At 70.2% G+C, this 26,255-nt stretch carries 21 protein-coding genes and 2 pseudogenes; 12 read left to right on the top strand and 11 right to left on the bottom strand.

Annotated features, from left to right (window positions below; translation table 11 throughout):
• The 4 genes and pseudogenes from ABZ027_RS03590 to glgB form a co-directional block, all read left to right on the top strand.
• Positions 1-701: pseudogene (locus tag ABZ027_RS03590) on the top strand (alpha-1,4-glucan--maltose-1-phosphate maltosyltransferase); the annotation flags it as partial.
• On the top strand, positions 698-2,398 hold the full coding sequence (gene treS, locus ABZ027_RS03585) for a maltose alpha-D-glucosyltransferase (RefSeq protein WP_356763954.1): 1,701 nt from the start codon (positions 698-700) through the stop codon (positions 2,396-2,398). The pseudogene ABZ027_RS03590 and the gene treS, both read left to right, overlap by 4 nt.
• A gap of 106 nt (positions 2,399-2,504) precedes the next feature.
• Entirely contained in the window at positions 2,505-3,902 is a 1,398-nt protein-coding gene (locus ABZ027_RS03580; protein WP_356763952.1) for a maltokinase, read from the top strand.
• Positions 3,903-3,933: 31 nt separating this feature from the next.
• The gene (gene glgB, locus ABZ027_RS03575; RefSeq protein ID WP_356763950.1) at positions 3,934-6,537 is read left to right on the top strand and encodes a 1,4-alpha-glucan branching enzyme; all 2,604 of its coding nucleotides are present in this window, start codon (positions 3,934-3,936) and stop codon (positions 6,535-6,537) included.
• A 145-nt stretch (positions 6,538-6,682) separates the two neighbouring features.
• Here the strand turns inward: glgB and ABZ027_RS03570 are convergent, their stop codons facing one another.
• From ABZ027_RS03570 to ABZ027_RS03560, 3 genes are all read right to left on the bottom strand, one after another.
• Positions 6,683-8,914, bottom strand: a complete 2,232-nt coding sequence (locus tag ABZ027_RS03570) for an ATP-dependent DNA helicase (RefSeq protein ID WP_356763948.1) — start codon at positions 8,912-8,914, stop codon at positions 6,683-6,685.
• Between the two features lie 210 nt (positions 8,915-9,124).
• Positions 9,125-9,457, bottom strand: coding sequence for a thioredoxin domain-containing protein (locus ABZ027_RS03565; protein ID WP_356763946.1), 333 nt, complete (start codon positions 9,455-9,457; stop codon positions 9,125-9,127).
• Positions 9,454-9,882, bottom strand: coding sequence for a MerR family transcriptional regulator (locus tag ABZ027_RS03560; RefSeq protein WP_356763944.1), 429 nt, complete (start codon positions 9,880-9,882; stop codon positions 9,454-9,456). The genes ABZ027_RS03565 and ABZ027_RS03560 overlap by 4 nt, the downstream gene beginning before the upstream one ends.
• A 277-nt stretch (positions 9,883-10,159) precedes the next feature.
• On the opposite strand from ABZ027_RS03560, the gene ABZ027_RS03555 reads away from it, so the two are divergent.
• Complete coding sequence (locus ABZ027_RS03555) at positions 10,160-11,131, top strand: glycoside hydrolase family 16 protein (protein WP_356763942.1); 972 nt, start codon at positions 10,160-10,162, stop codon at positions 11,129-11,131.
• 45 nt (positions 11,132-11,176) lie between these two features.
• Here ABZ027_RS03555 and ABZ027_RS03550 read toward each other — a convergent pair whose 3' ends face one another.
• The 6 genes from ABZ027_RS03550 to ABZ027_RS03525 form a co-directional block, all read right to left on the bottom strand.
• Complete coding sequence (locus ABZ027_RS03550) at positions 11,177-13,273, bottom strand: ATP-binding protein (protein WP_356763940.1); 2,097 nt, start codon at positions 13,271-13,273, stop codon at positions 11,177-11,179.
• The gene (locus ABZ027_RS03545; protein ID WP_356763938.1) at positions 13,270-14,757 is read right to left on the bottom strand and encodes a glycosyltransferase family 2 protein; all 1,488 of its coding nucleotides are present in this window, start codon (positions 14,755-14,757) and stop codon (positions 13,270-13,272) included. The genes ABZ027_RS03550 and ABZ027_RS03545 overlap by 4 nt, the downstream gene beginning before the upstream one ends.
• On the bottom strand, positions 14,754-15,857 hold the full coding sequence (locus ABZ027_RS03540; RefSeq protein ID WP_356763936.1) for a HEAT repeat domain-containing protein: 1,104 nt from the start codon (positions 15,855-15,857) through the stop codon (positions 14,754-14,756). The genes ABZ027_RS03545 and ABZ027_RS03540 overlap by 4 nt, the downstream gene beginning before the upstream one ends.
• Entirely contained in the window at positions 15,854-16,228 is a 375-nt protein-coding gene (locus ABZ027_RS03535; protein WP_356763934.1) for a response regulator, read from the bottom strand. The genes ABZ027_RS03540 and ABZ027_RS03535 overlap by 4 nt, the downstream gene beginning before the upstream one ends.
• Positions 16,228-16,593, bottom strand: coding sequence for a response regulator (locus ABZ027_RS03530; RefSeq protein ID WP_356763932.1), 366 nt, complete (start codon positions 16,591-16,593; stop codon positions 16,228-16,230). Before ABZ027_RS03530 ends, ABZ027_RS03535 begins: the two co-directional genes overlap by 1 nt.
• Before the next feature lie 638 nt (positions 16,594-17,231).
• Complete coding sequence (locus ABZ027_RS03525) at positions 17,232-18,623, bottom strand: cation:dicarboxylase symporter family transporter (protein ID WP_356763930.1); 1,392 nt, start codon at positions 18,621-18,623, stop codon at positions 17,232-17,234.
• Between the two features lie 180 nt (positions 18,624-18,803).
• On the opposite strand from ABZ027_RS03525, the gene ABZ027_RS03520 reads away from it, so the two are divergent.
• The 4 genes and pseudogenes from ABZ027_RS03520 to ABZ027_RS03505 form a co-directional block, all read left to right on the top strand.
• On the top strand, positions 18,804-20,579 hold the full coding sequence (locus ABZ027_RS03520; protein ID WP_356763928.1) for a sensor histidine kinase: 1,776 nt from the start codon (positions 18,804-18,806) through the stop codon (positions 20,577-20,579).
• Positions 20,576-21,283, top strand: coding sequence for a response regulator (locus tag ABZ027_RS03515; protein WP_356763926.1), 708 nt, complete (start codon positions 20,576-20,578; stop codon positions 21,281-21,283). Before ABZ027_RS03520 ends, ABZ027_RS03515 begins: the two co-directional genes overlap by 4 nt.
• Before the next feature lie 243 nt (positions 21,284-21,526).
• A complete protein-coding gene (locus ABZ027_RS03510) occupies positions 21,527-22,186 on the top strand; it encodes a pentapeptide repeat-containing protein (RefSeq protein ID WP_356763924.1) in 660 nt (219 codons plus the stop codon).
• A gap of 86 nt (positions 22,187-22,272) precedes the next feature.
• A pseudogene (locus ABZ027_RS03505) lies at positions 22,273-22,527 on the top strand (pentapeptide repeat-containing protein); the annotation flags it as partial.
• A gap of 22 nt (positions 22,528-22,549) precedes the next feature.
• On the opposite strand, the gene ABZ027_RS03500 reads toward ABZ027_RS03505, so the two are convergent.
• The gene (locus ABZ027_RS03500) at positions 22,550-22,939 is read right to left on the bottom strand and encodes a hypothetical protein (RefSeq protein WP_356763922.1); all 390 of its coding nucleotides are present in this window, start codon (positions 22,937-22,939) and stop codon (positions 22,550-22,552) included.
• Positions 22,939-23,265 (bottom strand): hypothetical protein, encoded by a 327-nt coding sequence (locus ABZ027_RS03495; RefSeq protein WP_356763920.1) that lies wholly within the window; start codon positions 23,263-23,265, stop codon positions 22,939-22,941. Before ABZ027_RS03495 ends, ABZ027_RS03500 begins: the two co-directional genes overlap by 1 nt.
• Positions 23,266-23,446: 181 nt before the next feature.
• On the opposite strand from ABZ027_RS03495, the gene ABZ027_RS03490 reads away from it, so the two are divergent.
• The 3 genes from ABZ027_RS03490 (at position 23,447) to ABZ027_RS03480 (ending at position 26,020) form a co-directional block, all read left to right on the top strand.
• The gene (locus ABZ027_RS03490) at positions 23,447-23,716 is read left to right on the top strand and encodes a GntR family transcriptional regulator (protein ID WP_356763918.1); all 270 of its coding nucleotides are present in this window, start codon (positions 23,447-23,449) and stop codon (positions 23,714-23,716) included.
• Between the two features lie 137 nt (positions 23,717-23,853).
• Positions 23,854-25,056: an FAD-dependent oxidoreductase gene (locus ABZ027_RS03485; protein ID WP_356763916.1), complete on the top strand. Its 1,203-nt coding sequence runs from the start codon at positions 23,854-23,856 to the stop codon at positions 25,054-25,056.
• A 10-nt stretch (positions 25,057-25,066) separates the two neighbouring features.
• Positions 25,067-26,020: a sigma-70 family RNA polymerase sigma factor gene (locus ABZ027_RS03480; protein ID WP_356763914.1), complete on the top strand. Its 954-nt coding sequence runs from the start codon at positions 25,067-25,069 to the stop codon at positions 26,018-26,020.
• Positions 26,021-26,255 lie beyond the last annotated feature (235 nt).

Raw genomic sequence — 26,255 nt, 5'->3', positions numbered from 1 at the left:
GCGAGGCCGCCTCGTACATGCGGCCCAACTTCTTCCCCAACACCCCCGACATCCTGCACGAGTACCTCCAGCACGGCGGCCGCCCCGCCTTCGAGGTCCGCGCGATCCTCGCCGCCACCCTCTCCCCCACCTGGGGCATCTACAGCGGCTACGAACTGTGCGAGAACACCCCCCTCAAAGAGGGCAGCGAGGAATACCTCGACTCCGAGAAGTACCAGCTCAAACCCCGCGACTGGGAAACAGCCGAACAGGAAGGACGCAGCCTCTCCCCCCTCATCACCCGGCTCAACACCGTCCGGCGCGCGAACCCGGCCCTGCGCCAGCTGCGTGATCTCCACTTCCACCAGGCGGACAAGGAAGCGGTGATCGCGTACTCGAAGCGGCGCGGATCGAACACGGTTGTGGTGGTGGCCAACCTCGACCCGGACCACACCCAGGAGGCCACGGTCTCGTTGGACATGCCGCAACTCGGCCTGGAATGGCACGAGTCGGTGCCGGTGCGCGACGAGCTCACCGGCGAGACCTATCACTGGGGCAGGGCCAATTATGTGCGCCTCGGGCCTGGCGGGGCACACGTGCTTACGGTCGGCCGGGGGTCCGAGGGCCGCGAGGCGGGTGCCACCGACGTCGCGCCACCGGAGGAGCACAGCACCGTCCTGCGACCGTCCACCCCGCAGATCGGAGGGTCACCCACAACATGATCGTCAACGAGCCCGTCCAGGACATGTTCGAGGACACTCCCGCCAAGGACCGGGACCCCGAGTGGTTCAAGCGCGCCGTCTTCTACGAGGTCCTCGTCCGCTCCTTCCAGGACAGCAACGGCGACGGTGTCGGCGACCTCAAGGGGCTGACCGCGAAGCTGGACTACCTGCAATGGCTGGGCGTCGACTGCCTCTGGCTGCCGCCGTTCTTCAAGTCGCCCCTGAGGGACGGCGGTTACGACGTCTCCGACTACACCGCCGTGCTGCCGGAGTTCGGCGACCTCGCCGACTTCGTGGAGTTCGTCGACGCCGCCCACCAGCGCGGCATGCGCGTGATCATCGACTTCGTCATGAACCACACCAGCGACCAGCACCCGTGGTTCCAGGAGTCCCGCAGCAACCCCGACGGCCCCTACGGCGACTACTACGTCTGGGCCGACGACGACAAGCAGTACCAGGACGCCCGGATCATCTTCGTCGACACCGAGGCCTCCAACTGGACCTTCGACCCGGTGCGCAAGCAGTACTACTGGCACCGCTTCTTCTCCCACCAGCCGGACCTGAACTACGAGAACCCGGCGGTCCAGGAGGAGATGATCTCCGCGCTGAAGTTCTGGCTGGACCTGGGCATCGACGGATTCCGCCTCGACGCGGTGCCGTACCTCTACCAGGAGGAGGGCACCAACTGCGAGAACCTGCCCGCCACCCATGAGTTCCTCAAGCGGGTCCGCAAGGAGATCGACGCCTCCTACCCGGACACGGTGGTGCTGGCCGAGGCCAACCAGTGGCCGGAGGATGTCGTCGACTACTTCGGCGACTTCGAGTCCGGCGGCGACGAATGCCACATGGCGTTCCACTTCCCGGTCATGCCCCGCATCTTCATGGCGGTACGGCGGGAATCCCGCTACCCCGTCTCGGAGATCCTCGCCAAGACCCCGGCCATCCCGTCGAACTGCCAATGGGGCATCTTCCTGCGCAACCACGACGAGCTCACCCTCGAAATGGTCACCGACGAGGAACGCGACTACATGTGGGCGGAATACGCCAAGGACCCCCGCATGCGCGCCAACATCGGTATCCGCCGGCGTCTGGCCCCCCTCCTCGACAACGACCGCAACCAGATCGAACTCTTCACCGCGCTGCTGCTGTCGCTGCCGGGCTCGCCGATCCTCTACTACGGCGACGAGATCGGCATGGGCGACAACATCTGGCTGGGCGACCGGGACGCCGTACGCACCCCGATGCAGTGGACCCCGGACCGCAACGCCGGCTTCTCGTCCTGTGATCCGGGGCGGCTGTACCTCCCCACGATCATGGACCCGGTCCACGGCTACCAGGTGACGAACGTCGAGGCGTCCATGGCCTCGCCGTCCTCGCTGCTGCACTGGACCCGCCGCATGATCGAGATCCGCAAGCAGAACCACGCCTTCGGACTGGGGTCGTACACGGAACTCCCGTCGTCCAATCCCGCGGTGATCGCTTTCCTGCGGGAGTACGAGGACGATCTCGTCCTGTGCGTGAACAACTTCTCCCGGTTCGCGCAGCCGACCGAGCTGGATCTCAGCGCCTTCGGAGGGCGGCACCCGGTCGAGCTGTTCGGCGGGGTCCGTTTCCCGGCCATCGGAGAGCTGCCGTACCTGTTGACTCTGGGCGGTCACGGCTTTTACTGGTTCCGGCTCCGCAAGGACGCCGCATAAGGGCCCCCTGAGCCCGGCCGAATCCCGGGCGGAGCGGTTTCCACCGTCCCGCCCGGGGCACGCAGGCAGTAACACCCCGACCACTCCGGGGAAAGGACGCGACGCCATGTCGGAAGCCGTCATCCGTAACGCCCCATCCAGTCCCGGCAGCCCCGGCCTCCTCGCGTCACTGGATCCGCTGCTGCGCGAGTGGCTGCCCAGGCAGCGCTGGTTCGCGGGCAAGGGGCGTCCGGTCACCGGGTTCTCCCTGGTCGCCGCCACCGAGCTGGTGCCGCCCACGGCCAAGCTCGGCCTCTACCACCTGCTGGTGCGCGCCCACCAGCCGCTCGCCCTGGGCTCCGCAACCCACCCGGGCGACTGCTACCAGCTCCTGATAGGCGTGCGCGAGGCGCTGCCCCCCAGGCTGGCGCCCGCGCTGATCGGCCACGTCGACGAGGGCCCGCTCGCCGGACACACGGTGTACGAGGCCCTGCACGACCCCCGGCCCGCCGAACTGCTCCTGGAGGCGCTGCGCACCCAGGCCCGCATCGGCGGGCTGCGCTTCGAACGGGACCGGCGGCAGGAGATCAGGGACGGACTGGTGCCGCGCCTGATGACCGCCGAGCAGTCCAACTCGTCGATCGTCTATGGAGATACGTTCATCCTCAAGCTCATGCGCCGGGTGGTGCCCGGTGTCAATCCCGACCTGGAGCTGCCGCTGGCGCTGGCCCGGGAGGACTGCGCCCGGGTGCCCGCGCCGACGGGGTGGATACGGGCGGAGCTGTCCGGGGAGTCGTACGTCCTGGGCGTGCTCCAGCCGTTCGTGCAGGGCGCGAGTGACGGCTGGGAGCTGGCGCTGCGGGAGCTGGCCAAGGGCGAGGACTTCGCAGCGGAGGCACGGGCGCTGGGACGCGCCACGGCCGAGGTGCACACCGCGCTGGCCCGCGCACTGCCCACCGCGACCCTCGGACACCCCCAGCTGAACCTGCTGGCCGACGGCATGATCGAACGCCTGGAGGCGGCCACGCAGGCGGTGCCCGCGCTCCGGCCGTACGAGGCGGGACTGCGCTCCGCCTTCACCGCCCTCGCCGACCTGGCCGCCGAGGGCCGTACCTGGACCGCGCAGCGCGTCCACGGCGATCTGCACCTCGGACAGTGTCTGCGCTCGCCCGCCGGACAGTGGTCCTTGATCGACTTCGAGGGCGAGCCGTCCAAGCCGCTCGCCGAGCGCCGGATGCCGCAGCCACCGGCCCGGGACATCGCGGGGATGCTGCGCTCCTTCGACTACGCGGCGCTGTCCGCCGACCCGCCGTCCCCGGGCTGGGCCCAGACCTGCCGGGCCGCCTACTGCTCGGGATATGCCGAGGTCAGCGGCGTGGATCCGCGGACGGACCCGGTGCTGCTGCGGGCCTGCGAGACGGACAAGGCGATCTACGAGGTCGTCTACGAGGCCCGGCACCGCCCCGACTGGCTGCCCGTACCGATGGCCGCGATAGAGCGGTACGTCGCATCCGACCAGATCTGACCGACAGAGTTTCGCCGAGGAGGCTTTCCCCGTGACGCCCCGCCCCCCGTCCAGCGGTCCGGATCCGAAGAAGACGGCTGCGAAAGCCCGGAAGAAGAGCGAGAACGCGGCCGAGAACATGACAGAGAACACGACTGAGACAGCGGCTGAGAAGCCCGCGAAGAAGAACGTCAAGAAGAGTGTGAAGAAGGCGGCCGAGAAGGCGGTGGCCGCTCAGAGCGTCGCGAAGAAGACGGTCACGAAGAAGGCCACGGCCAAGGAGACCGCGCCCACCGCGAAGAAGGCCGCCGCCGCGAAGAAGACCACCCCGAAGAAGACCTCCGCCGCGGCGAAGAAGGCCACCACGAAGAAAGCCGGCACGAAGAAGGTCACCGGCAAGAATCTCGCCGCCGAGAAGGTCACGGCCGAGACGGTCACCGCGAAGACGGCCCCCGCGCCCGTGCCCGCCGCGTCGCCGGAGGCCTCCGCCGGTGACCGCGAGCGGCTGCTGTCCGGTACCCACCACGCCCCGCACGACGTGCTCGGCGCGCATCCGGTCCCCGGTGGGGTCGCCTTCCGGGCGTTCCGGCCGTACGCGCGGTCCGTGACGGTCGTCGCCGGTGATCTGCGGGCCGAGTTGCAGGACGACGGGGACGGGTTCTTCTCGGGTCTGCTGCCGCTGCGGGACGTTCCGGCCTACCGCCTGCTCGTGGAGTACGAGGGGGCGGTGCAGGACACCGAGGACGCGTACCGCTTCCTGCCCGCGCTCGGTGATCTGGACCTGCATCTGATCGGCGAGGGGCGGCACGAGGAGCTGTGGCGGGCGCTCGGGGCGCACCCGATGACGCACGACGGTGTGGCCGGGACCAGGTTCACGGTGTGGGCGCCGAACGCGCGGGGCGTGCGGGTGGTCGGCACCTTCAACTTCTGGGACGGCTCGGCGTTCCCCATGCGCTCGCTCGGCGGCACCGGTGTCTGGGAGTTGTTCGTGCCCGGGATCGGCGAGGGCGAGCTGTACAAGTTCGAGATCACCCGGCCCGACGGTTCGAAGACAGTGCGCGCCGATCCGATGGCCCGCCGCACGGAGGTCCCGCCCAGCACCTCGTCCATCATCACCTCCTCGGACTACCAGTGGAGTGACGAGGAGTGGCTGGCGCGCCGCACCGGCGCCCCCGCGCACGAGGCCCCCTTCTCGGTCTACGAGATCCATCTCCCGTCCTGGCGACCGGGCCTGACGTACCGTCAGCTCGCCGAGCAGCTGCCGGCGTACGTCAAGGACCTGGGCTTCACGCATGTGGAACTGATGCCGGTCGCCGAGCATCCCTTCGGCGGCTCCTGGGGCTACCAGGTCACCGGCTTCTACGCTCCCACCGCCCGCCTCGGCACCCCGGACGACTTCAAGTACCTCGTCGACGCCCTGCACCGGGCCGGAATCGGCGTGATCATGGACTGGGTGCCGGCGCACTTCCCGCGCGACGACTGGGCGCTCGCGGAGTTCGACGGGCGTCCGCTGTACGAGCACGAGGATCCGCTGCGGTCCGCGCACCCCGACTGGGGCACGCTGGAGTTCGACTACGGCCGCCGCGAGGTGCGCAACTTCCTGGTCGCCAACGCGGTGTACTGGTGCGAGGAGTTCCACATCGACGGGCTGCGGGTGGACGCGGTCGCCTCGATGCTCTACCTCGACTACTCGCGCGAGCCCGGCCAGTGGACGCCGAACGAGCACGGCGGCCGGGAGAACCTGGACGCGGTGGCGTTCCTCCAGGAGATGAACGCGACCGTGTACCGGCGGGTGCCGGGCGTGGTGACGGTGGCGGAGGAGTCCACGGCCTGGGACGGCGTCACCCGCGCCACCCACCACCTGGGCCCGGGCGGCTTCGGGGGCCTCGGTTTCGGGCTGAAGTGGAACATGGGCTGGATGCACGACTCGCTCGACTACGTGAGCCATGAGCCGGTGCACCGCAAGTACCACCACGGTGAGATGACGTTCTCGATGGTGTACGCGTACAGCGAGAACTACGTGCTGCCGATCTCGCACGACGAGGTCGTGCACGGCAAGGGGTCGCTGGTGTCGAAGATGCCGGGCGACTGGTGGCAGCGGCGCGCGAATCTCCGTGCCTACCTGGGCTTCATGTGGGCCCATCCCGGCAAGCAACTCCTGTTCATGGGGCAGGAGTTCGCGCAGGGCGCGGAGTGGTCCGAGGCGCACGGGCCGGACTGGTGGCTGCTGGACCCGGCGTACGGGGCGGAGGCCGACCACCGGGGGGTGCGTGACCTGGTCCGTGACCTCAACACCGTCTACCGGCACACCCCGGCGATGTGGCAGCGCGACACCGACCCGTCCGGGTTCCAGTGGGTGGTGGGGGACGCCGCCGAGGACAACGTCTTCGCGTTCCTGCGGTACGACGCGGACGGTGTTCCGCTGCTGGCGGTGTCGAACTTCGCTCCGGTCGTCCGGCACGACTACCGGCTGGGGGTCCCGGACGATGTCCCCGCCTGGTACGAGGCGCTCAACACGGACGCCGGGCGGTACGGGGGCGGGGATGTCACCAACCCGGATGCGGTGAAGCCGGAGGCTACGGCGTGGCATGGTCGGCCGGCCAGCGTTTGTGTGACGCTGCCGCCGCTGGCGACGGTGTGGCTGCGGCCGGCGTAGGGTTCCTCGCCCCCGCCGCCCCTACCCGTCCCGTCCTTCGGGGGCGCTGCCCCCGGGCCCCCGCTCCTCAAACGCCGGAGGGGCTGAAGACAGCCCGCCGGAGGGGCTGATGGCAGCCCCTCCGGCGTTTGGGGACGGGGCCCCTTCAGGGAGTGGCCGCGAATGCCTCGGCCAGTGGCGTCGGGAGGGGGTCGGTGTGCAGGACGCCGAGGCGTTGGGTCGCCCTGGTCAGGGCCACGTACAGGTCGCTGGTGCCGTACTGTCCGGGTTCGACCACCAGCACGGAGTCGAACTCCAGGCCCTTGGACTGGCGCGGGTCGAGGAGGACGACCGTCCGCGTCAGGTCGGGCTCCTCGCCCGCCGTCACTCCGTCCAGGCGGGCCGCGAGAGGGCGGTGCAGCGCGCGCGGCGCGATGACGGCGAGCCGGCCCTCGTCCGGGGTCAGCTCCGCCACCGCCTTCGCCACGGCGCCCGGGAGGTCGTCGGTGGCGCGCACCCAGGGTCGTACCCCTGTCGACCGCACCGAACTCGGCGGTTCGAAGCCGGGATGTTCCGCGCGCACCACGGCCGCCGCCACGTCCATGATCTCGGCCGGGGTGCGGTAGTTGACCCGCAGACGGATGTGCTCCCAGCGGTCCTCGACGTACGGGGCGAGGATCCCCGCCCAGGAGCCGACGCCGGCCGCCTCCGCGGTCTGCGCCGGGTCGCCGACCAGGGTCATCGAGCGGGTCGGGCTGCGCCGCATCAGCAACCGCCAGGCCATCGGCGACAGTTCCTGCGCCTCGTCGACGATGATGTGCCCGAACGCCCAGGTACGGTCGGCCGCCGCGCGCTCGGCGGCGCTGCGGTGGTCGTCCTCCTCGTGCCGTTCGGCGAACCGTTCGGCGTCGATGATGTCGTGCGCGGACAGGACCTCGGAGTCCTCCTCGTCCTTGTCCTCGAACTCGTAGGTCCGGGATGCGTAGGAGACGTCCAGCACCCCCTGGGCGTACGCGATCTGCGTCTCCCGCTCCCGCTCCGCGCGGGCCCGCGCCAACCGGTCGTCCTCGCCCAGCAGTTCGGCGGCCTCGTCGAGCAGCGGTACGTCCGAGACGGTCCACGCCCGGGTCACCGGGCGGCGGACGGCGGCCGCGTCCTGTTCGCCGAGGTACCTCTCGGGTGCGGCGAGGAAGTCCGCGACCAGGCGCCGCGGGGTCACCCGGGGCCACAACTGGTCGATCGCCGACCAGACTTCGGGGTTCTCGGCGAGTTCGTCGCGGATCTGGGTGATGTCGCTCGGGTCGAGCAGGTTGGAGCCGTCGTACGGGTCCGTGCCGATGCGTTCGGCGACCATGTCGGTGAGCGTGTTGAGGATGTGGCCCTCGAAGTACTCGCGCGCCGCGTTGTGCGGGAGCCCCGCGGCCCGGGTGCGCTCGCGGGCCATGTTCACCAGGTCGTCGTCGAGCATCAGGATCTCGCGGTCGTGCTCGATCGCGATCACCGGGTCGGGCAGCGCCTGCCGGTCGTGTACGACGGCGGCGAGGACGTCGGCCATGTCGGCGCGGCCCTTCACGGCGGCCGCCTCGGGAGTGTCGGTCGCCGTCGCCTTCACACCGGGGTACAGCTCACCGACCGTGGCCAGCAGGACGCCGGTCTCGCCCAGCGAGGGCAGCACCTCGCCGATGTAGCCGAGGAAGGCGGGGTTGGGGCCGACGATCAGGACCGCCCGCTTGGCGAGCAGCTCCCGGTGTTCGTACAGCAGATAGGCGGCCCGGTGCAGGGCGACCGCCGTCTTGCCGGTGCCGGGGCCGCCCTCGACCACCCGCACCCCCCGGTGCGGAGCCCGGATGATCTCGTCCTGCTCGGCCTGGATGGTCTGCACGATGTCGCTCATCCGGCCGGTGCGGGCGGAGTTGAGCGCGGCGAGCAGCACGGCGTCGCCGGTCGGGTCCTCGTGGCCGGTGCGGGTGGCGTCGCCGAGGTCGAGGATCTCGTCGTGCAGGTGGGTGACCGTGCGTCCCTCGGTGGTGATGTGCCTGCGCCGGCCGATGCCCATCGGGGTGTGGCCGGTGGCCAGGTAGAAGGGGCGGGCGACGTCGGCCCGCCAGTCGATCAGGATCGGGGTGTGCTCGGCGTCGTCGGTGCGCAGACCGATCCGGCCGATGTGGTGGGTGACGCCGGAGGTGAGGTCGATCCGGCCGAAGCAGAGCGAACCGTCCACCGCGTTCAGCGCGGCCAGCAGTCCCGAGCGCTCGGCGACCAGGATGTCCCGCTCCAGCCGGGCCTGCTGGGGCGTGTCGCCCTGGGCGAGCGCGTCCGTGACCGAGACCTCGGTGTCGCCGCGCAGGGCGTCCACGCGCGCGTACAGCCCGTCGATGAATTCCTGTTCGCGCGTCAATTCACGATCTGGAAAGTCGGTGTTTGACAATTCCACTCCCGCCCGGATATACTGTGCTCACTAAACCTCATTCGCGACCAATTCCGTGAAGTCGCGAACCATTGAATATACGCAGAGAAATCCCCCGAGCGCAATTGCTCGGGGGATTTGTTGTGCCGGGGGAGCTTGTCCGGAGTCCGTCCAGGCGGCCCGCGGGGCGGCTCGTCGGGCTCAGAGGACCTCGGCCAGCTCCTGAAGCAGCCGCCGCTTCGGCCGGGCCCCCACCATCGACTTCACCGGCTCACCGCCGCGGAACACCATGAACGTCGGCATCGACAGCACCCTGTACGCGTTCGTGGTCTCCGGGTTGGTGTCCACGTCCAGCTGGACCACCTTGAGCCGCTCGCCCTCCTCTGCGGCGAGGGCGCTGAGCACCGGCCCCATCTGCCGGCACGGCGGACACCAGTCGGCGGTGAACTCCACCAGCACCGGCAGCTCGGCGCCGACCACCTCCGTCTCGAAGTCCGCGTCCGTCACCTCGGCCACACCAGCCGCCTTGATCATCTGAGGTCCCCTCCCAGTTCGCACACCGGCTCCGGACCACCCGGAACCTCCGCGTCGGCCGCCAGCTCGTCCCGCGCCCGCTCGGCCCTCGCCAGCTGCGTCCCGACCTGCTCGCGCACCGCCCGCAGCTCACCGATCAGCGCGTCGAGCTCGTCCAGCTTGCGCCGGTAGACCGCGAGCGAGGCGGGACACGTGTCGCCGTCCGGGTGACCGGCCCGCAGACACTCCACGAACGGCCGCGTCTCCTCCAGGTCGAACCCGAAGTCCTGCAGCGTCCTGATCTGCCTCAGCAGCTTCAGGTCGTCCTCGTCGTAGGTGCGGTGACCGTTGCCGTTCCGCCTCGCGGGCAGCAGACCCCGTGACTCGTAGTACCGCAGCGTCCGGGTCGTGGTCCCGACCCGCGCGGCCAGCTCGCCGATGCGCATGCGTACGAACGTAAGCCTTGACGCCGACGTCAAGGCAACAGCGTCACCGCCGCGGCGGCAGTGGTCTCCTCCGCGGCGGTCGCACTCGCCGCTCGTTCGTTCGGGTTTGGGTGACCGCCCGTCGCCGCTTCGGGTGGTCCGAAAAGAGGGCCCCTCTCGACGACGACATCCTGTGCCAGTCTTTTTGACGCCGGTTCAGTTTCCGTGTGTGCACATCTGCCACGCGTCGCACCGGCTCGCGTCGTTCCCTTCTCCCCCCACGAAAGGCGTGCGACGAATGACCCCATCCGCTGTGTCCCTGCGCACGAAGGCCGCCGTGGCGCTCGCGGCCACCGCACTGATCTGTACCGCTCTCGCCGCCGTACCCCAGGCAGCGGGCGCCGAGACCCCGCACCGCGCCGACGCTCTCTCCGGCCCCTCAGGCCGCAGTCCGGCGGCCGCTCAGAGAGTCACCGGTCCGCAACTCTTCGACGACTTCAACTACGTCAACTACACCGATCCGTCGCTCACCCAGCACGGCTGGACCCTGCGGTCCGGGCAAGGCGGTCCGGGCGTGGTGGGCGCCACCTGGAAACCGCAGAACATCACCTTCGCCACCGAGTCCGGCAACTCGATCATGACCCTGCGTTCCGGCACCAACGGCACGGCCGCCGGCACCGAGCAGACCGAGATCCACAACCAGCGCAAGTTCCTGTACGGCACCTACGCCGCCCGGGTCCGCTTCAGCGACTTCCCGGTGTTCGGGCCGGACGGCGACCACATGGTGCAGACGTTCTTCACCATCTCACCGCTGAACTACCCGCTGGACCCTGACTACAGCGAACTCGACTTCGAGTACCTGCCGAACGGCGGCTGGGGCATCCCCTCCAGCGCGCTGCTCGCGACCTCCTGGGAGACGTACTCGGAGAACCCGCCGCAGGAGGTGAACGTCTCCACCCAGGAGCGCGCGAGCTTCGCCGGCTGGCACGACCTCGTCATCACGGTGGACAGCGCGAGCGTCACCTACTACATCGACGGCCGGCTGTTCGCCACGCACAGCGACCCGTACGTGCCCGAGTCGTCGATGGCCATCCACTTCAACCACTGGCTGATCGACCTGCTGGGAGTGAACGGCCGCAAGGCGCGGACCTACGAGGAGAGGATCGACTACGTCTACTTCGCCCAGGACCAGGTGCTGACCCCGGCCCAGGTGCAGACCGCCGTCGACAACTACCGGGCGACGGACGTCACCTTCGAGGACACCGTCTGAACCGAGGCGCCCCCGCCCCGCGAACGGCGACTCCCGGGACGCCGTTCAAGGCGACTCGGGCCGGCGGTCCGCGGCGGCGAGGGGCAGCCGGGCGGTGAAGGTGGTGCCGCGGCCCTCCTCGGAGTTCACCTCCATCTCGCCGCCGTGGTTCGCCACGATCGTACGGACGATGGTCAGACCCAGGCCGGTGCCCGGAATGGCCGCGTCGGTGGCGTTCGAAGCGCGGAAGAAACGCTCGAAGAGCTTGCGCTGCTCCGCTTCGGGAATGCCGATCCCGGTGTCGCTGACGCTCAGGACCGCCGAACCGTCCTGGGCGTCAGCGCTCACGGTGACCGTCCCGCCGGTCGGGGTGAACTTCACCGCGTTGGACAGCAGGTTCATCAGCACACGGTCCATCTGGTCGCCGTCCGCCTCCAGTACCAGGGGCTGTTCGGCGCAGTGGATCTCCAACGCGACCGAGGCGGCGTCGGCGGCCGGTCTCATGGCGTCGGCCGCCGAGGCCACCAGCCGACGCACGTCGACCGGCTCCCTCTTCGACGTGAACGCCCCCGACTCGATGCGCGAGAGGGTGAGCAGATCCTCGATCAGCGACCGCAGCCGGTTGGCGTTGCGGTCGACGACGTCCAGCATGCGCTGCTGCGGTGGGGTGAGCGGGCCGGTCTCCTCGTCCTTCAGCAGCTCGATGTAGCCCACGATGCTGGTCAGCGGGGTGCGCAGCTCGTGCGAGACGGTGGACAGGAAGTCGCTCTTGGCCTGATCCAGGGCGCGCAGCTTGTTCACCAGACGGGTCTCCTGCTCGTATTGCGCGGACGTGTACACGGCACGGCCGACGGCGCCGGCCATCGAGTCGACCATCTCGACCTCCACGGGACGCCAGGCTTTCTCCGGACGGGTGCGGGCGACGAAGACCGCGCCCAGTGGTTCCTCCCCCACGCCCATCGGCGCGACCACCGCGGAGACCAGGCCCAGGGCACGGGCGGCGGCCCGGGCCTCCTCCGGCAGGCCGGTGTCGCCGAAGGAGCCCGGGGCTCCGGGCAACGGTGATTCCTCGTCCAGGTGGGCGTCGAGCCGGTTGTAGGACCAGGTCGTCCCCTGCTGGTAGTGCTCGCGCACCACCTCCGCGGGTACCGGCGGTATCGTCTGCTCCTCCGCGGGCAGCAGACCCCGCCGCGCGTTCCAGGCACGCGTCACGGGAACGAGGGGGTTGTCCTCCTCGAGGAGCATGATGAAGACGTAGTCGGCCTGCAGGCCCTCACCGATCCCCGTGCACGCCGTGTCGAGAACGTGGTCCACCTCGAGGTGCTCCCGGATCAGGATGCCGGTTTTCCGGGCCATCTCCGCCAGGGCGTCGCGTTCCTCCCCGATCGCCCGCAGCCGGTCGCCCTCATCGGCGAGTGTGTTCACCGAGTGCGCCACCGCCCTGATCTCCGACGGCCCTGCTTCCCGGGCACGTGCCGAGTGCTCCGCCGCGGTGAGACGGTCGAGCGTCCGCTCGACGTCTCCGAGTGGCCGGATCAGGGCACGAGTGGTGCGCAGGGACATGAACAGGGCCCCGGCCACGGCCAACACCAGCACGGCGGCGAGTCCGGCGACACCCGCCCGGTGCACCGCGTCGGCGTGCCGCTCCAGGTCTGCGTCCTGGTCGGCCAACTGCTGGGTGAGGCTGTCGTTTGTCCGTTCGAACGCGCGGAACCGCAGGGTCGCCGTCCGGGTGAGGTCGGCGGCCCGGTCGCTTCGCGGAGTGGCGAGCGCCTGCTGGTCCGCCACGCGCAGGTACGCCTGGATCTCTCGTTGCTGCGTCGCGATGTTGCGCTCGTCCGCGACGTGGTGCCCGCGGAGCTCTGCGATGACCGAGGGAATGCGGCCCTTGGCCGCGTGGAAGGCGGCGAGCTCTGTCTGATCACCGGTGATCAGATAGCCGCGTATCGAACGCTGGGCGGTGACGCCCTCGTTGCGCAGGCGCAGGTTGTCGTCCTCGGCGGGGTGCACCCGGTGGGTGATCCGGTCCTGCGCGGTGGACAGCTGCAGCGTGCCGACGAGTATGGCCGTGCCGGTCAGCGCGGTCAGCAGGGTCAGCAGCCCGAACGCGTAGGCGAGCCGGCGCGCGACGGAGCCGCGCCCCGGATTCCGGATGCCGCTCATGCACGGTCACCTCCGCCCTCTTTCGCCCTGTCGGGCGGGTCGAACCCGGTGCGGGTCATCGCGCCCCAGACCCGGGGAGCCCCGTGCAGGGCGTCCCACATGCCCCGTAGCCGCCACCACGCGGTGAGCTGGCGGTATCCGATGTTCTCGGCGGCCACCCCGACGAGGGCGCCCCAGATGTCCCGCCACCGGGTGAAGCGGTGGTAGGCGTACTCCTCGACCGCGACCGACAGCAGGCTGACCACCAGCGCGTAGGCATAGGCGGCCAGCAGGAAGTGCCACAGGAAGTCCACGTTCACCGCGCCCAGCAGCACGCCCAGGGGGACCAGGATGAGACCCGCGAGCTCCACGATCGGGGCCAGCAGTTCGAAGAGCACGTAGAACGGCAGAGCCAGCAGGCCGACGCGGCCGTAGCGGGGATTGCCGATCATGCGGCGGTGCTTGCGGAGGATCTCCGTCAGGCCGCGGTGCCAGCGCCGTCGCTGCCGTGCCAGGACCTTCAGTTTCGAGGGCGCCTCGCTCCAGGAGATCGGCTCGGTGACGAAGACGATGCGGTAGGCGCGGTTCTGGTCGCGCATGTGCCGGTGGAGGCGGACGACCAGTTCGGCGTCCTCGCCGATGCAGTCCGGGTCCATGCCCCCGGCCGCCACCACCGCGTCCCGGCGGAAGAGGCCGAACGCGCCGGCGATGATCAGCAGACCGCCGACCTTGGACCATCCGGTACGGCCGAGGAAGAAGCCCCGCAGATACTCGACGGCCTGGACGCGCCCCAGCAGGTTCTTTGACAGATGCGGTTCGACCACCCGTCCGGCCACCACGGTGCAGCCGTTGGCGACACCGACCACACCGCCGCTGGCGACCACCCGTGCCGGATCGTCGCCGAACGGCTTGGCCACCGCGAGCAGGGCCTGGGAGTCGAGGATCGAGTCCGCGTCCACCATGCACACCAGCGGGTAGCAGGCCAGGTTGATCCCGGCGTTGAGGGCGTCGGCCTTGCCCCCGTTGTCCTTGCGAGCCACCACCAGGCGCACGGGGCCGCCCCGGGGCAGGAAGACGGAGGTGACCCGGCCGCGTACCGGTACGTCGTCGGGGACCACGTACTCCACCTCGGCGAGATCGAAGTCGGCGCGCAGGGCGGCCACCGTGTCGTCCGTGGAGCCGTCGTCCACCACCACGACCTCGAACACCGGGTAGCGGAGCAGCAGCATCGCCCGTACCGCTTCGATGATGCCCGCCGACTCGTTGTACGCGGGCATGATCACGGACACGGGTGGGGTGAACGGGCTGGCGGCTGCTTCGTCGTGGCCCGCGAACGGGGCCCGGCGCAGCCCTCTGACGATCTCCGCCAGAGCGATGGTGATCAGCACCAGGTAGACGGTGTTGATGGCCAGGAAGTAGACGATGACCACGTGGTCGCACAGAGCGAGCAGCGAGTGCAGCGTGTCCAGCGGCCACCCCCGCTCGGCCTGATCCACCGCGCTCACAGCGCCACCTCCGCGCGGACGTCGAGGCGGGTGCCGCCGACGGCGGCTTCGGCGAGCGCGGCCCTGGCGTGTGCGGCCGCCCTGCCGTCCGGCCGGCTGCCGTCGGCGGCGGAGCGCAGCGCCGCCTCTCCCTGCGGGCCGAGCCGCAGCAGCGCGCGAGCGGCGGTGGCCGCCACGTGCGGATCCGTGTCGTCGAGCAGGGCCGCCAGCCGCGGTGTCGCCGCGACCGCTCCCAGACTGCCCAGCGCGCTGACCGCCACGATGCGCAGCGCGACCGGCCGGCCGGGGGGGACGGCGGCCAGCAGCGGCTCCAGGCCGTCGGGCATGCCCAGTCTGCCCAGGGCACGGGCGGCCCTGATCCGCACCTCGGCGTGGGTGTCCGCGCGCAGTGCGTGCACCACCTCGGCGGTACGCGAGACCGCCCCGGTCTCCCCCAGGACCTCGACGGCCACGGCCCTGGCGAGGTGTTCAGGGTGGTCGAGCCCGACCGCGACGGACCGCATTCCCTCCGGCCCCAGGGCGCTCAGCGCGTGGGTGACCACACCGGGCGGCACCGTGCGCGGTCCGGTCAGGCAGGCCAGCAGGTACGGCACGGCCGCGGGGTCCCGGCACCGGCCCAGCGCGCGGGCGGCCGCCCTCCGTACCTCGGGGTCGCGGTCGTCCAACAGACGGCACAGCGTCGGGACCGCGGGGGTGTGGGCGAGCCGCCCGAGCACCTGCGCGGCCCGCCCCCGGCGGACCGCGCTGTGGCGGGTCAGGTCGGTGACGGCGGCCGCGGTGGCGCCGCGCAGCCCGTACAGCCGGATCAGCGCGGTACGGGCTCCCCCGGAGACCTTCTCCAGCAGTTCCGCCACGTGCGGCTCGAGGGCGGACCAGGCCCGCCTGTCGATCGCGGCCAGCCGCTCCAGCAGCCGGTTCTGTTCGTCGCCCTCCGCGCACAGCAGCTCGAAGAGGAGGCCACGTACCGGCTCCGCCGTCCGCTCCCGTCTGCGCTGCTCGTGGCTCCGGACGCCGCGGATGAGGACGATCAGCGTGCTCAGCACGATGACGACCGCCAGCAGGGACAGCACCGCAAGGGTGACGAGGCCCTCGCTGATCACCGTTCGACCCGGGTGAGCACCGCGTTGACCCGGCTCGACAGCTCGCGCGGGCTGAAGGGTTTGATGATGTAGTCGTCGGCTCCCGCCTCGAAGCCGATCTCCACGTCTCCCTCCTGGGACCGTGCGGTGATCATGATGACCGGGAGGTTCGCGGTCTCGGCCGCGGCGCGCAGCTCCCGGCAGACGTCGAGGCCGGACATCCCCGGCATCCGGATGTCGAGCAGGGCCAGGTCCGGCGGCTGTTCGCGCACGGCCCGCAGCGCCGCCATGCCGTCCTCCACAGCGATGACCTCGTGACCGCTCTGCGTCAGCTTGAAGGCCACCAGGTCCCGGATGTCGGCGTCGTCGTCGGCTATCAGGACACGAGCCATTACTCCTCCTGTGATGCGGAACTCCGATACCGATAGGTGTCCAGGAGCCGCGCCACGGACGACTGTCGGAACGGCTTGGCGAGCAACGCGTCCGTCGCGAGCTCGACCAGGTCCTCCGGGTCGAGCACGGAGGAGACGACGAGGTGGCACTTCTTCGTGCGCTCGTCCGCCCGCAGCCTCCGGATGACCTCGCGCCCGTCGATACCGGGCAGCAGTACGTCGATGATCACCATGTCCGGAGGGTCGGCGAAGGCCCGATCGAGGCCGGCCTCACCCGATTCGGCGACGGTCACGTGACAGCCCAGCCCGGTGAGGTGCCGCTTCAGCAGCGCGCTCACGTCCGGGTCGTCCTCAATCACGAGCACACGGGGAGATTCCATTGCCGCCCTGTCCACGAAGTCAGGTCGTCAAGAACAAAATAGGATCATTTCTCTCCTTCCGCCACATATACCTCACCCGTCACGGGCGGTCCCGGCGGCCCCGGCGGCGCTCAACAGCACGGGAGGCGGGCACGTCCGCCGCGGTTCTTGGTGCTGACCGCGGCAGGTGTGCCCGCCTCCGTGCCACCGACCGGTGGCGAAGCAGAGCGAGGGAGAATCGGACGAAAGCCGAACCGGGCAGTTGAGCTACCGAGCACTTGCCCAGCGCTCCACACTTCAGGGTGGAGGTGTAGGGCATATGCCCGCAGCGGCCCGGAGGGCGCAGCGGCATGGCTAAGATCGCCTTGTCCGACAACGGAGTTGTGGGACCTACCGCCGGACGGGCGGGAAGTCAGGCCTGCGGAGGCCGTGTAAGACCGACCCTCACCGGTCGGCGGTGGCCTGTGAACAGGAACCCATGGTGGTACCGCGGTACGGACCGGAATCTCCTGCCTTTGGGCAGGAGACGGCGTCAAGGGGGAGTACTCAGCCGCCCGGACACCAAGGGCCGGGCCCGGGTTCAGGCCGGGCCCGGCCCTGTTCTGGGGCCCGGCGCTGTTCTGGCGTCAGGCGCTGTTCTGGCGTCAGGCCTTGGCGAGTTCCTTGTCGCCGCCCTGCTCGGGAAGCTCCGCGTGGGCGTCGTGGCCACCGTCGGCACCGTCGTCCAGGAGCGTCTGCTCGTCGAAGGGCAGGTGTCCGGCGAGGACCTGGTCGACGCGCTCGCGGTCGACCTCCTTCGTCCAGGTGCCGATCAGGAGGGTAGCCACGGCGTTGCCCGCGAAGTTCGTCACAGCGCGCGCCTCGCTCATGAAGCGGTCGATACCGACGATCAGGCCGATGCCGTCCACCAGAGCGGGCTTGTGCGACTGCAGACCGCCGGCCAGGGTGGCCAGACCCGCGCCGCTCACGCCCGCCGCGCCCTTGGAGGCGACCAGCAGGAAGAGCAGCAGCGGGATCTGCTCTCCGATCGACATCGGCGTCCCCAGGGCGTCGGCGATGTAGAGCGACGCCATGGTCATGTAGATCATCGTGCCGTCAAGGTTGAAGGAGTAGCCGGTCGGAACGGTGATGCCGACCACCGGCTTGCTCACGCCCAGGTGCTCCATCTTCGCGATGAGCCGCGGCAGCGCCGACTCGGAGGAGGAGGTGGACAGGATCAGCAGGAACTCCCGGGCGAGGTACTTGAACAGCATGAAGATGTTCAGCCCCGCGACCACACGCAGCAGCGTACCGAGCACGACGAAGACGAAGAGCAGACAGGTGATGTAGAAGCCGACCATCAGCACGGCGAGACTCTTGAGCGCGTCCAGACCCGCCGATCCGACCACGGCGGCGATGGCACCGAAGGCACCTATCGGGGCGGCCCACATCACCATGGCGAGGATGCGGAACACCAGTCGCTGGATGTGCTCGACACCGCGCAGAATCGGCTGACCGACCGAACCCATCGCCTGCAGGGCGAAGCCGGCAAGCAGCGCGACAAGAAGGGTCTGCAGAACCTGGCCCTCGGTGAAGGCGGAAACGAACGTCACCGGGATGATCGACAGCGCGAATTCGACCGGCGGAAGCGCGTCGGCCGACACCTGGTCGTGGCCGGACGCCTTGAGGGCCTCGGTCAGGTGCAGCCCGTCGCCCGGGTGCAGGATGTTGCCCACGACCAGGCCGATGGCCAGCGCGACCAGGGACATCACCATGAAGTAGCCGAGCGCGATGCCGCCGACGGCACCGACCTTCGCGGCCTTCCGTACCGAGCCGATGCCCAGAACGATGGTGCAGAAGATGATGGGCGAGATCATCATCTTGATCAGGTTCACGAAGCCCGTGCCCAGGGGCTTGAGCTCGACTCCGAAATCGGGCCAGATCAGACCGACCGCGATGCCGAGCGCCACCGCGCCAATGACGGCGATGTACAGATAATGGGTGCGGTCCCGTTTGGCTTTGGGTGCGGCTGGTGCCGTATCGGCTGCGCTGGTCACGGAGACCCTCCTTGACGACGTCGTCGGCATCACCGGCGTGCGGCTCACGTCCGGGGGATGTGGATGGGGTTGTGTAGGGCGGTTTTGCATGGGGGGATGCGGTGACTATCTCCCGCCGTGTGAGGGCGGTCACCCTTCCGTTCATATAGTTCACAATCAGCCAACAGGCAGACTGACGGCATGCACGTCCGTGTCCCGAGACCCCGCAGCCTGGCCGGCCAGCTCTTCGCCATGCAGGCCGTGCTGATCGCGGTCGTCGTCGCCGGGTACGCGCTGTTCACGTACGTCAGTGACCGCGGCCAGGCGGAGGACGCCGCCCGTCGGCAGGCCCTGGCGGTGGCGCGATCCGTCGCCGACTCCCCTTCCGTGCGGGAGGCGATCGGCACCTCCGATCCGACGGCCCGACTCCAGCCGTACGCGCTGCGGGTGATGACCGACACCGACGTCGACTTCGTCACGATCATGAATCCGCGGGGCATCCGCTGGACCCACCCCGTGGAGGCCCAGATCGGCCAGCACTTCCGCGGCAACATCGCCCCCGCCCTGAAGGGACAGCCCTTCACCGAGACCTACACGGGCACGCTCGGCTCCTCGGTCCGCGCGGTCACCCCCGTCGAGGACGGCGACCACCGCGTCATCGGCCTGGTCAGCGCCGGCATAAAGGTCGAGGAAATCAGCAAGCGGGTGCAGGGCCAGCTGACCGCCATGCTCGGGGTCGCGGCCGGTGCGCTCGCCCTCGGCGCGATCGGCACGTACGTCGTCAACGCCCGGCTGCGCCGCCACACCCACAACATGAACGCGGCCGAGCTGAGCGCCATGCACGACTACCACCAGGCCGCGCTGCACGCCGTACGCGAGGGGCTGCTGATGCTGGACGGGCAGTACAGGGTGGCGCTCATCAACGACGGCGGGCGGGAGTTGCTCGGGGTGGCGTCCGAGTGGGACGTGGTGGGCCGGTCGGTAGCGGAGATCGGCCTGCCCGCCCCGCTCACCGGGGCGCTGCTGGCGTCGGAGCCACGGGTGGACGAGGTGCACCTGACGGCGGCCCGGGTACTGGTGGTCAACACCTCCCCGGTGTCGGGCGGCGAACGCCGGGGAACCGTGGTCACCCTGCGCGATGTGACCGAACTCCAGTCCCTGATGGGCGAGTTGGACTCCGAACGCGGCTTCACGCAGGCCCTGCGCTCGCAGGCCCACGAGGCGGCGAACCGGCTGCACACCGTCGTCTCGCTGATCGAGCTGGGCCGCGCGGAGGAGGCGGTGGACTTCGCGACCGCCGAACTGGAGCTGGCCCAGGCCCTCACCGACCAGGTGGTGGCGGCGGTGGGCGAGCCGGTGCTGGCGGCCCTGCTGCTGGGCAAGACCGCCCAGGCCAACGAGCGGGGCGTGGAGCTGGTGGTGTCGGACGACAGCCGCCTGGACGACGGTCTGCTGCCGGACTCCCTGCCCTCCCGTGACCTGGTCACCATCCTCGGCAACCTGATCGACAACGCGGTCGACGCGGCGCAGGGCGGTGTGCCGGCCCGGGTGACGGTGACGGCGTACACCAAGGACGGTGAACTGGTGCTCCGTGTCTCGGACACCGGAGACGGCGTCGACCCCGCCCACACGGAGGCGGTGTTCCAGCGGGGCTTCTCGACGAAGCCGGCCGGACCTGGCGGCCGGGGCCTCGGCCTCGCTCTCGTACGGCAGGCGGTGAACCGGCACGAGGGGTCCCTGACGGTGGCGGAGGCCGACGGGGGCGGGGCCCAGTTCGAGGTCCGGCTGCCGCTGGGGGGCGGGGACGGATCCGGGCGGGTGTCGGAGGAGGCCCTGGTGTCGGGCAGTGGGGTCGTGCCCGGGAGCGGCTCGGTCACGGGCGGCCGGGCTTCGCCGGCCGGCACGGTCACCGGGGGAAGCGCGGTTCACGGGGACACGGTGTCCGGCGACAACCCGGCTTCTGGAGGCGACGCATGACGACGACCGAGCAGCAGCCCATCCGGGTCCTGGTGGTGGAGGACGACCCGGTCGCCGCCGACGCCCACGTCATGTACGTCAACCGGGTCCCGGGGTTCACCGCCGTCGGCAAGGCCCACACCGGCGCGGAGGCCCGCCGCGCGCTGGAGCGCACACCGGTCGACCTGCTCCTGCTTGACCTCCACCTGCCGGACGTGCACGGCCTCCAACTGGCCCGCTCCCTGCGGGCCGCGGGCCATCACGCGGACGTCATAGCGGTGACGTCCGCACGGGACCTGACCGTGGTGCGGGAGGGCGTCTCCCTCGGCGTCGTCCAGTACGTACTGAAGCCCTTCACCTTCGCGACCCTGCGGGACCGCCTCGTGCGCTACGCCGAGTTCCACGCGTCGGCGGGCGAGGCGAGCGGCCAGGACGAGGTCGACAGAGCCCTGGCCACGCTGCGGGCCCCGGGGCCGGCCGCGTTGCCGAAGGGACTGAGCGGACCGACCCTGGAGCGGGTGACGGGCGCGCTGCGCGAGGCGGAGGAGGGCCTGACCGCGGCGGGCATCGCCGAGGCGGTGGGCATCTCCCGCATCACGGCCCGGCGGTACCTGGAGCACCTCGTGGAAGCGGGACGGGCGGAACGGGCCCCGGTGTACGGGCAGGTGGGGCGGCCGGAGTTGGTGTACCGGTGGGTGCGGGGGGTGGTGGGGCGGGGGCGTTAGGGCCTGTCAGGCGGTCGGGGCATGACCACCTCCTGGCAGTCCTGATCGAGTGCTACGACAGCGTGGCGGGGAAATGGGAGCTTTGTTCTCGTATGTCATGAGTGGATGACCGAGTCTTCTGCCGCCTCACGACTCCGCCGGGTCGCCCGTCGACGGGCCGCCAGGCGACATCGACCACAACGGTCCCGCCCCGTCGGGCGGGACCGTGACACCGGAGTCAGCACACTGACATGGGTGGCACTCGTGGCGTCCACGCTGCCGGGACTGGCCGCACTCGTCGCGCTGCTGTTCACGTGGATGTCGGTCGAGCAGACGAACAAGGATCTGCGGATCTCCGAGCAGGGGCAGATCACCACCCGGTACAACGCCGCGATCACCAACCTGGGATCAGCGTCGCTGGATGTGCGCCTGGGGGGAATCTTCGCCCTGCAACGCATCATGCAGGATTCCTCTCGAGATCAGCGCGCTGTCGTCTCGGTGCTGGCCGCGTTCGTACGCCGGCACGCTCCCGTTCCGGACAGTGGCTTCAAGCCGGCGGAGGAGCACAGACCCCCTGCCGACGTGGCGGCTGTGGTCACTGTCCTGGGCAACCGGTCCACTGACCGGGAAGTGACCGAGGAGGGCAAGCCGCTGTACCGAGTCGATATGAGCAGCGTCGATCTGCGCGGCCTCGAGCGCGAAGTGGGCCTCACAGAAGGCGGGATGCCCAGACGCGGCACCTTCCGCTACGCGAACTTCACCGGCGCGGACCTCCGAGACGCGGGCCTCGAACACTTCGACCTTTTCGGCGCGTCCCTCGACGACGCGAACATGCCCGCCGCCAACCTGCAGGACACGGACCTCCGGCAGGCGTTTCTCGCAGGAGCAGTCTCACCGACGCGCGCCTGGGTGCGGCCGTCCTGACCGGCGCGGAGCTCGACGGAGCGAACCTTCACCGCGCGCACCTGAGCAGCGCCGAGGAAACCAACGTCACCAGCCGGGCCGACTCGAGCGCCGACCTGACCCGCGCGTCCCTGATCGGCGCGAACCTGAGCTCCGCGGACTTGCGCGGCGTGCTCCTGATCCACGCGGATCTGACCGACGCCGACCTGACCGGCGCGGACCTGCGCGGCGCCGACCTGACCCGTGCGGACCTGAGCAACGCAGACCTGACCGGGGCGAAGACAGCGGGCGCGAAGCTGTCCGGCGCGATCCTCGAGGGCGCACGCGGGCTGCCTCAGCACAGCCGCGGAGGCTCACCGTGATCCTCGTCCATGTAGTCGCGTATTACGTCGACAGGCCGCGTTCGGTCACTTCGGCCTCTACGACGCCGTAGGCATCCTCGGTGCTCTCCGTGTCCGGCGCGGGCAGGCGCAGCCCCCGGGACTCGGCGACGCGCAGGGCGTCGGTCAGGCACTCGGCGAGCCGGATGCCGGCGTAGCGGACCTCGGTGTACGGCGACGTGGGGTCGTCCAGCAGCGGGCGGGCGAGGTCGAGCACGTCGGCGGCCATGGCCAGTTGGGTGGCCTCCAGCTCGTCGGCGAGGCGGGACACGTATCCGCCGCCGCTGTCCGTGAGCAGGTAGCAGGGTTTACCACCGGGGGACGGCCAGGGCAGCAGGCGGGCGGACGGGGAGGGCGTCGCGGGGTCGGTGGCGTGTCGCGTTGTGGGTTCCATCAGGCGGCCACCTCCTGCGCGCCGATCAGGTGCCGGTCGAGGTCGATCCCGAAGTCGGCGGCGAGGACGAGGGCGAGGCGGCGGTGTTGCTGGAGGGCGGCTTCCTGTTCGAGGGCGGCGAGGTAGGGGCGCACGAGAGCGGAGGCGGTGCCGTCGAGAGGCGTGGGGACGCCGTACGGGGAGCGGTGGCGCGGCAAGGGGGCGGGGCGTACGGGGGTGAGGTGGAGGCTGGGGTAGGGGTGGCTGCGAGGGCGGCGCCGTTTGCCGGTGCCGGGGGCGAAGAGGAGGCGCAGCCATTCGAGGGTGCGGCGGATAAGGTCATGCATGTCGACGCTCCTGTTAAGCGTTGGCCGTGCCCCGGGAGGTCTAGCCACCTCGCCGGGGTCTGTCATTTCGACCATACCGCCAACTGCGTCCCCCTGCACCCCACTGCGTCCTACCGCTCATCACCGCTGCGGAACGCGTCCCAACTCTGCGTCAAGCGTTGGGCTGCGGCACGGTGGAGAAATGAGTGAGCTCCCGCGCTACGAGTACGTGAAACTCGCCGACGCCATCGCGGCAGACATCGCCACCGGCAAGTTGCCGCAGGGGGCCGCGCTGCCGGGCGAGCGGGCCATGACGGAGTTGCACCGCGTGAGCATCGGCACCGTGCGTCGCGCCATCGTCGAACTCCGGAAGCGAGGGCTCGTCGCCACCCTGCCCGCCAAGGGGACGTACGTCATCGGAATGCCAGAGCCAGCCAGCGACACACCCGAAGAGACCGAGCCGAACACCTGAAGGAGCCGCGCGCGAGCATCATCGGGCCACTCTCCTGTCGCCCTGTGACTCATGTCACACGCAGTTCCTGTCAGTAATCGGGGCCCTGTTCCGCTCAAGTCACCGACAGGGAGCCAGCGACCCGACAGGAGACACCCATGAAGCACCGCATCGTCGTCCTCGGTGCCGGATATGCCGGGGCCTACGTGGCCGGGACCCTGGCCCGTCGGCTGTCCCCGGCGGACACCGAGATCACCGTGGTCAACGCCGGGCCGGACTTCGTCCAGCGGTTACGGCTGCACCAGCTCGCGGCCGGCCAGGAGATCGAGGCTCCGAAGCTCACCGACGTCTTCGTGGGCACGGGGATACGGCTGCGCCTGGCCCGTGTCACCGCCGTCGACCCCGAGCGCCAGGTCGTCACTGTGGCCGACGCCGACAGCGGCGGCGAACTGGGCTACGACACACTTCTCTACGCGCTCGGCAGCCACGTCGCCGACCAAGGCGTTCTGGGCGTGGCCGAGCACGCCTTCCACGTCACCAGCCGTCCAGCGGCTCTGCGCTTGCGCGATCGCCTGGACAGCCTGGGCAGGAAAGGCGAAGGCGGGAGTGTGCTGGTCGTCGGCGACGGGTTGACCGGCATCGAGACCGCCACCGAGATCGCCGAATCCCGGCCCGGCCTGTCGGTGACGCTGGTCGCCCGCGGAGAGCTGGGCGTCACGCTCTCCGCCGGGGCCCGCGGTCACCTGCGCCGGGCCTGCGACCGGCTGGGCATCACCGTCTTGGAGCACACCAGCGTCGTAGCCGTCGAAGCGACGCGGGTACGGTGCGCCGACGGCACCGCCCTGGCGTCCGACGCCACCGTGTGGACGGCCGGGTTCGCGGTCAACGCCATCGCCGCCGTCGGCGGGCTGGAGGTCACCGAGGACGGTCGAATCGTCGTCGATCGCATCATGCGGTCGGTCTCGCACCCGAACGTCTACGCCGTCGGCGACAGCGCCTACGCCATCGGTGACAACGGCCGGCGGCTGCCGATGTCCTGCGCTTCGGCCGGCTACACCGGCATGCAGGCCACGGCCGCGATCGTGGGACACCTGACCGGCCGCCAGATCCCGAACACCAAGCTGGAGTACCTGGGCAACCACATCAGCCTCGGGCGGCGGGACGGGATCCTGCAGATGATCGACGACGAAGGGCAGGCGAAGCCGAAGTATGTGGGCGGCCGGAAGGCCGCGCGGATCAAGGCGGGCATCCTCAAGATGTCACTGTGGACCACCTCGCACCCGACCTTCGGCCTGCCCAAGCGCAAGCGGCGCCTGGCCGCCGCGCCAGATGCGGCCGCCGACAAGCGCTTGGCCGCCTAGGGTGGTCCGCGTGGACAACGCCGCCGCCGATCGCTTCGACATCAGTCGGTTCGAGGCCGGCCGGAACCGGCTGGCCTCGCTGGCGTACCGACTGCTGGGCTCCGCCGCCGACGCCGATGACGCCGTGCAAGACGCGTTCCTGCACTGGCAGGCCGCGGACCGGCAGCGAATCAGGGTGCCGGAAGCATGGCTGACCAAGGTCGTCACCAACCTGTGCCTCGACCGGCTCCGCTCGGCACAAGCCCGCCGCGAACGCACCGTCGGCGCCTGGCTGCCCGAACCGCTCCTCGACGGTGACCCGATGCTCGGCCCTGCCGACACTTTCGAACAGCGCGAATCGGTCTCCCTGGCCGTGCTGACTCTCATGGAGCGCCTGTCACCCTCCGAGCGGGCCGTCTACGTCCTGCGCGAAGCGTTCTCCTACAGCCACGCCGAGATCGCCGAGATCCTCGACATCACCGAGTCCGCAAGCCAGCAGCACCTGAGCCGGGGCCGGCTCCGCATCACCGCCGCGCGTCGCGGCGGCGGCGAAGTGGACCAGGCATCCGCCCGCAGGATCGTCGAGGAATTCCTCGCCGCTGCCTCCTCGGGCCGCACCGAACGGCTGGTGGCGCTGCTCACCGACGACGCGACCGCGATCTCCGACGGCGCCGGCCTGACCGAGAAGCTGCTGCGGTACGACACTCCGCAGCGCATCGCCGCCGTAGCACGCGCCGGCTTCAAACCCACACCCGCGAAACGGCGACTTGCCGGCGGCACGCCCGCCATCCACTACGCGCTCGTGAACGGCTCCCCCGCCATCCTCTTCGTGGTCGGCGACCAGGTCATCGGCGCCGTGACGTTCGACATCGCGGGCGGCAGGATCGCAACCGTGCGTGGCATCGCCGCCCCCGCCCGCCTCGTCCGCCTCACCGAAGCCTGGCAGCAGCACGAACCGGACACGCCGCTCGTCACCCAGTGGTGATCCGACGCCGACCGCGGCCAGGCGCAGCACCCGCGCATCGCCCTCGCCGGACCGAGGACCACCGCCCTCAACAACTCCCGCGAAGCCCTCCGCGCCCCCATCCGCGACATCGAGTACGGCAGGACCAACCACGTCCGGTAGCCGCCCAACATCCAATCCGCGCACGCTCATTGACCTGACTAGACCACTCCTCTTACGTTCACACGGCAGCCATCCCGGCCACAGCGACGTGCCC

The sequence above is a fragment of the Streptomyces sp. NPDC006332 genome (genome assembly GCF_040612855.1).
Taxonomy (GTDB): Bacteria; Actinomycetota; Actinomycetes; order Streptomycetales; family Streptomycetaceae; genus Streptomyces.
The sequence above is the reverse complement of the archived record's forward strand: the minus strand, read 5'-3'. Positions and strand labels throughout refer to the sequence as shown.

Coding starts and splice junctions, on each gene's coding strand:
- treS (WP_356763954.1), top strand. CDS start 698: ATGATCGTCAACGAGCCCGTCCAGGACATGTTCGAGGACACTCCCGCC.
- ABZ027_RS03580 (WP_356763952.1), top strand. CDS start 2,505: ATGTCGGAAGCCGTCATCCGTAACGCCCCATCCAGTCCCGGCAGCCCC.
- ABZ027_RS03565 (WP_356763946.1), bottom strand. CDS start 9,457: ATGATCAAGGCGGCTGGTGTGGCCGAGGTGACGGACGCGGACTTCGAG.
- ABZ027_RS03560 (WP_356763944.1), bottom strand. CDS start 9,882: ATGCGCATCGGCGAGCTGGCCGCGCGGGTCGGGACCACGACCCGGACG.
- ABZ027_RS03555 (WP_356763942.1), top strand. CDS start 10,160: ATGACCCCATCCGCTGTGTCCCTGCGCACGAAGGCCGCCGTGGCGCTC.
- ABZ027_RS03550 (WP_356763940.1), bottom strand. CDS start 13,273: ATGAGCGGCATCCGGAATCCGGGGCGCGGCTCCGTCGCGCGCCGGCTC.
- ABZ027_RS03535 (WP_356763934.1), bottom strand. CDS start 16,228: ATGGCTCGTGTCCTGATAGCCGACGACGACGCCGACATCCGGGACCTG.
- ABZ027_RS03520 (WP_356763928.1), top strand. CDS start 18,804: ATGCACGTCCGTGTCCCGAGACCCCGCAGCCTGGCCGGCCAGCTCTTC.
- ABZ027_RS03515 (WP_356763926.1), top strand. CDS start 20,576: ATGACGACGACCGAGCAGCAGCCCATCCGGGTCCTGGTGGTGGAGGAC.
- ABZ027_RS03500 (WP_356763922.1), bottom strand. CDS start 22,939: ATGGAACCCACAACGCGACACGCCACCGACCCCGCGACGCCCTCCCCG.
- ABZ027_RS03495 (WP_356763920.1), bottom strand. CDS start 23,265: ATGCATGACCTTATCCGCCGCACCCTCGAATGGCTGCGCCTCCTCTTC.
- ABZ027_RS03490 (WP_356763918.1), top strand. CDS start 23,447: ATGAGTGAGCTCCCGCGCTACGAGTACGTGAAACTCGCCGACGCCATC.
- ABZ027_RS03485 (WP_356763916.1), top strand. CDS start 23,854: ATGAAGCACCGCATCGTCGTCCTCGGTGCCGGATATGCCGGGGCCTAC.